This window comes from Alcanivorax sp. HI0083 (assembly GCF_001635175.1).
On record NZ_LWFX01000420.1, the window covers coordinates 1 to 5,069 of the forward strand.

6 protein-coding genes are annotated in these 5,069 nt (G+C 59.7%); 2 read left to right on the forward strand and 4 right to left on the reverse strand.

What is annotated here, in order from left to right:
* Window positions 1-36 precede the first annotated feature (36 nt).
* The gene (locus A3754_RS04355; RefSeq protein ID WP_063518932.1) at window positions 37-909 is read left to right on the forward strand and encodes a LysR family transcriptional regulator; all 873 of its coding nucleotides are present in this window, start codon (window positions 37-39) and stop codon (window positions 907-909) included.
* Between the two features lie 72 nt (window positions 910-981).
* Window positions 982-1,383 (forward strand): GFA family protein, encoded by a 402-nt coding sequence (locus A3754_RS04360; RefSeq protein WP_231880475.1) that lies wholly within the window; start codon window positions 982-984, stop codon window positions 1,381-1,383.
* 51 nt (window positions 1,384-1,434) lie between these two features.
* Here the strand turns inward: A3754_RS04360 and A3754_RS04365 are convergent, their stop codons facing one another.
* From A3754_RS04365 to A3754_RS04380, 4 genes are all read right to left on the reverse strand, one after another.
* Window positions 1,435-2,589 (reverse strand): hypothetical protein, encoded by a 1,155-nt coding sequence (locus A3754_RS04365; protein WP_063518933.1) that lies wholly within the window; start codon window positions 2,587-2,589, stop codon window positions 1,435-1,437.
* 18 nt (window positions 2,590-2,607) lie between these two features.
* Complete coding sequence (locus A3754_RS04370) at window positions 2,608-2,826, reverse strand: hypothetical protein (protein ID WP_007151188.1); 219 nt, start codon at window positions 2,824-2,826, stop codon at window positions 2,608-2,610.
* A gap of 172 nt (window positions 2,827-2,998) precedes the next feature.
* Window positions 2,999-3,940 carry a DegV family protein gene (locus tag A3754_RS04375; RefSeq protein ID WP_063518934.1) on the reverse strand — a complete coding sequence of 314 codons (942 nt, stop codon included), beginning with the start codon at window positions 3,938-3,940 and terminating at the stop codon, window positions 2,999-3,001.
* A gap of 244 nt (window positions 3,941-4,184) precedes the next feature.
* A partial coding sequence (locus tag A3754_RS04380) for a pyruvate kinase (protein ID WP_231880476.1) occupies window positions 4,185-5,069 on the reverse strand: 885 nt, incomplete at its 5' end.

The following is a 5,069-nucleotide window of genomic DNA, read 5'->3' on the forward strand; positions in this document are numbered from 1 at the left end:
CACAATTCGGCAATAGATTATTGTTCAGGAGCAACAATGCAGCATTGGGACCGAATTGAGGCCTTCGTGGAAGTGGTGCGCCTGGGCTCCTTTGCGCGCGCCGCCCGGGGCCTGGGGGTATCCAGCTCCCATGTGAGCCGGCTGGTGGCGCGGCTGGAAACCCAGCTGGGTACGCAGTTGCTGTACCGCACCACCCGGCGGCTTACGCTGACGGATGCCGGCGCGGTTTACTTCGAGCACTGTTGTCAGTTGTTCGATGGGTTTCAGGAGGCGTTGAATGCGATCAGTGATTTCCAGCAGCAGCCCACCGGCGTGCTGCGGCTGACTTGTGCCACTACCTTTGGTGAGCGATTTATCGCGCCGCTGGTCAACGATTTTCTGGCGTGCCACCCGCAGTTGTCGGTGCAGCTGGATTTCACCAATCGACGGGTGGATATTGTGGATGAGGGGTTCGATGTGGCGATTCGCACGGGTGCCTTGCCGGACTCGTCCCTGATCGCTCGCAAGCTCTGCCCCCGGCGGGAATATGTGGTGGGATCGCCAGCGTATTTCGACCGCCACGCCCGGCCCCATACGTTGGGTGAGTTGAGCGGCCATAATTGCCTGCAGGGTTCTTCGGAGCAATGGGCTTTTGATGTGGACGGCCAACATCGCCACAGCAAGGTGCAGGGTAACTGGAAGGGTAACTCCGGAGTGGCCTTGCTGGATGCGGCGCGCAAGGGCATCGGGCTGGTGCAGTTGCCAGATTATTATGTGGCGGAGGATCTGCAGCGCGGGGACCTGGTGTCAGTGCTGGACCAGTATGCCTGCACCCACACAGCGGTCTGGGTGGTGTATCCCCGGCATCGGCACTTGTCACCGAAGGTGCGCCAGTTCGTGGACTTTCTGGTGGAGCATATGGGGGATTGAAAAGGTGCTGAAAGAGTCTTTTTGCAGGAGCGCCGCCAGCGGCGCTCCTGCAGCAACCAAAAGGGAATGAATATGTACACAGGAAGTTGTCTTTGCGGTGGCGTCGCGTTCGAGATTGACGGTGAGCTGGCGCCGATACAGGTGTGCCACTGCCAGCAGTGTCGCAAGGCACAGGGCACTGCACTGGTGACCAATATTCCGGTGAAGACGACGCAGCTGCGCTGGGTTCGCGGGGAAGATCTGTTGAAAGGGTATGAGTCCACGCCGGGGAAGCAGCGAGTGTTTTGTCGCGAGTGTGGTTCGCCGCTGTTCAGTCGCCTTGAGAGTCTGCCGGGCGTGGTGCGAATTCGAGCGGGGCTGTTGAATGAGCCGTTGGAGACCCGCCCTGCGTTTCACTTTTACGTGGATTCAGCCTGTAACTGGTGGTCCATCGACGATGACTTGCCCCGGTATCCGGCGGGTCGCCCGGCATAGCCAGCGAGGCCGGGAACGGGCTACCCGTCCCGGCTTTGGGTGCAACGCTTACTAGCCCAGCTGGGCCTTGAGTGAGGCAATTTCCTGGGCGTCACTGTTACGCGCGGCAAAGGCCTGCCAGCTATCCGTTGCGTGGCTATGCAGGGCCTTGGCCATCCGCGGTTCTTCCTCTTCCGGCAAGTGCCCGAACAGTCCCAGCAGGTTGCTGTCGTGGGCCTGGCTGAGTGCCTGGTCCAGAGTCTGGGGTTGGCGTTCGGTGAGCACATCCAGTGCCGGGGCCAGGTGAGCATGATCCAGCAACGGTAGCAGGAGCAGCAGCTCGTCCCAGCTGTTCTCTTCCGCCACAGTGGTGATCAGGCTTTCCATGATGTGGTCTTCGCGCAGCTTGGCCACATTGACCACGGCCTGCTGGTGCGTGTTGTCCATGGCATTCACCGCCTGCAGCAGGTTGGTCCAAAGCTGCTGGTCGCTGGCAACTTCAATGATATGACTCAGCACCGTCTCTCCCTGTTCGGCCACCAGATTGCCCATCTGGCCGCGGAGCTGGGTGTTCAAATGGCCATTGAGTGACAGCACGGCGGGCCACAGCTCGTGATCGGTGGCGGCTTTGAGTGTGGCCCGTTGCTGCGTTTCGGTGAGCAGGCCCAGCAAGGTGTCGAGTTTGCTTTTATCTTCCAGATACAGCGCAATTTTCACCATGGCTTCACCGTCATCGACGCTGCCGGTGACGGCCTTCAGCGCGGACGGCTGGATCACGGCCACGAAGCGGGCCAGGGTGATGTGCTCATTCATGGCCAGCAGTGCCTTGGCGACCGTGGCGACAATCTTGTCGGGCATGGCGGCCAGCAAGGCCCGGGAATAGGAAGGCTCAAGGTGGATGCACAGCTTGGCGAGAAAATCGTCGGGCAGTTTGTCGGCCAGCTTGATAGCGCGCTCGGCGGGTAGCTCGGAGGCAATCCCGGCGGCCAGCACAGACCCCAGCACGGTGGTCGCCAGTTTGGCACTGGCGCCGGTGGGCACCAGCTTGCTGATGCCGGCCAGGCGTTGGTAGCTGTCCTGGTGCTGTTCATAGAAAAAACTGGAAACGCTGTTACGGAACGCGGCGAGGGCGTTCAGGTCCTGGCCGTCGAGAAAGGCCATCTCGGCTTCGTCGGTTTCCAGCAGACGGCTCAGCTTGAGTAGCTCGGCCTGGGTTTCAATATGCATGATCTGTCTCCTGCTGATTTAACCGAACAACATTTTTTTAACCGGGCGACGGAAAGGCCCGGGCACCACGTTCAAGGCATTATTCATGGCCTTTTCCACGCGGGCGTCTTTGGTTTCCAGTGCGGCGAGCACGGTGTCTGCCAGCTTGCTGGCCTGGTCAGCGGGCAAGGACTCGATAAAGGCCAGCGCATCGGCCGGCAAGCCCTTGTTTTTCAAGGTACTGATGGAATCAGACATGGTTCCTCCTTCAATTCAGGCGCTACTATGCCAGCAAAGCAGAAGGAAGACTGTTGCCGAAAAGCCGGTTTTGGGCGGCGCTTGAGAAAGGCTGAGGTGAAAATTTTACAAGCGGAGCGGAGGAAGGGACCGGCAAGGCGAGCGCCTTGCCGGCCGGCAATAACAGCGGTGCTCAGCTGAACTCGGTATGTTCGCTGATAAACCCCACGCTGATCGCGCCGGGGCCGATATTGACGCCGCCGGTGAGGCCCATGTGGCTGACCAGTAGCTGCACTCCGTGTTTCTCTGCGGTGGTTTTCAGGGCGGAAAAGCCGGGCATCTGGAAGGCGGCATCCGGGTCACCGGCATAGCTGACACAGACAATCGGGGTAAGCAGGCCGCGTTCCACGCACAGGCAGGCGTGGGCGAACATTTTTTCCACCGCACTCTCAAAGCCGCATACTTTGGCCACGGGAAAGGTCTGATCCTGGCGAGCACAGAGAATGGGTTTGATATCCAGTGCCGATCCCATCAGGGCGCCGACAAACCCCACGCTTTTATCGCCTTTTTTACGGGCCCGTTTGTGCACATAGTACAGATCCGGCACTACCGCGTAGCCGGTGGCGTTGGGGGTAAGGTCGCTGATGCGTTGGCGGATGTCACCGATTTTTGTGCCGGCCTGAATCAGGCGAATGGTTTCTGCGGCCAGCACGCCCTGCCCGGCAAACAGTGTCTGGCTATCGCTGACGCGAATACGAAAAGGGCCTTCCCGGCCGGCGGCTTCACGGACTTTTTTGTAGTCGGACAGGATTGCATGAGCAGCATCGGTGGCATTGTCGAAAATGGGGCTGCGACTCTTGGGGACAGTTTGCACCAGGGCGTAATCAAATTCGCCCACGGCCTGATCCAGTAACAGGGTGCGAATTTGTTCCACGGACGGTGGCGCAGTTTCTGCGTCATGGGTCTTGTCGACTTCGTGTCGGGCATAGAATTCCCGCGCCCGCTGTGGGTCCCGGTCATCCACATAAATTTCCTTGCCGATACGGATGGGAACCGGCATCACCAGAATGTTATTGGCATCAATAAAGTCTTTGGGAAGATCACAACCTGAATCCACAACCAGACCGATTTTCATTGTTATACGCCTTGCGAAGCCTGTGTGATTTCAGTCTAGAACGGGCGTTCCGGTATTGGCGTCTTTTTGCGTATGGGAATGGTGTAGGAATGTTATTTGAACGCTGCAGTCTGGATGCCAGGTGCCTGACCAGGAAAACCTGCAGGCTGCAGGTTTTTTGTCGGGCATCTGGCGTTAGGCGTCTTGCCGGCTGGGTTGTGCGAGGCGTTATTCAGGGGATCCTCAATTTTGCAGGAGCTCCCCCCTATTGAATATTGCCGCCCACTTCCACGATTTTCAGTGTGTTGGTGCCGCCGTGGGCATCGTCATAGTTGCCCTTGGTGATCAGCACCCGGTCGCCGGTCTGCACCACGCCCATGGCTTCCAGCATGCTCACTGCCTGGCGGTTCACGGTGTCGCTGGCTAGGGCGTGGCTGTCGAAGGGAATGGCATGGACGCCGCGCAGAATCGCCACGCGCCGCTGGCTTGAGGGGTAGGGGGTGAACGCATAGATGGGCATGCCCGAGCGTAGCCGTGACATCAGCCGCGGGGTATTGCCGGTTTCCGTCATGGCGATGATGGCGGCCACATTGCTGAGCCGGTTGGCGGCCTGCATGGCGGCCATGGCGATGACTTCATCAATGTTGTCTGCGCTGTCATTGATGGGGCGATCGGTGCGGCGTTCCTGCCAGGTGCGTTCGGCGCCAAGGATAATGCGATCCATGGCTTGCACGGTTTCTTTCGGAAAATCGCCAACGGCGGTTTCCGCCGACAACATCACCGCATCGGTGCCATCCAGCACCGCGTTGGCCACGTCGGAGACTTCCGCACGGGTGGGTTGCGGGCTGTGGATCATGGATTCCATCATCTGGGTGGCGGTGATCACGAAACGGTTCAGTGCCCGCGCCCGGCGGATGATGTGCTTCTGCACGCCGACCAGTTCGGCGTCACCAATTTCCACGGCCAGGTCGCCGCGGGCCACCATAACCCCGTCGGATGCGTTGATAATGGCATCCAGGGTGTCATCATCCGCCACCGCTTCAGCCCGCTCGATTTTGGCGATGATGCCGCCCTTGCCTCCGGCATCGTGATAGCGGCGGCGGGCTTCGTTCACATCCTCGGCATCGCGGGGAAAGGACAGGGCCAGGAA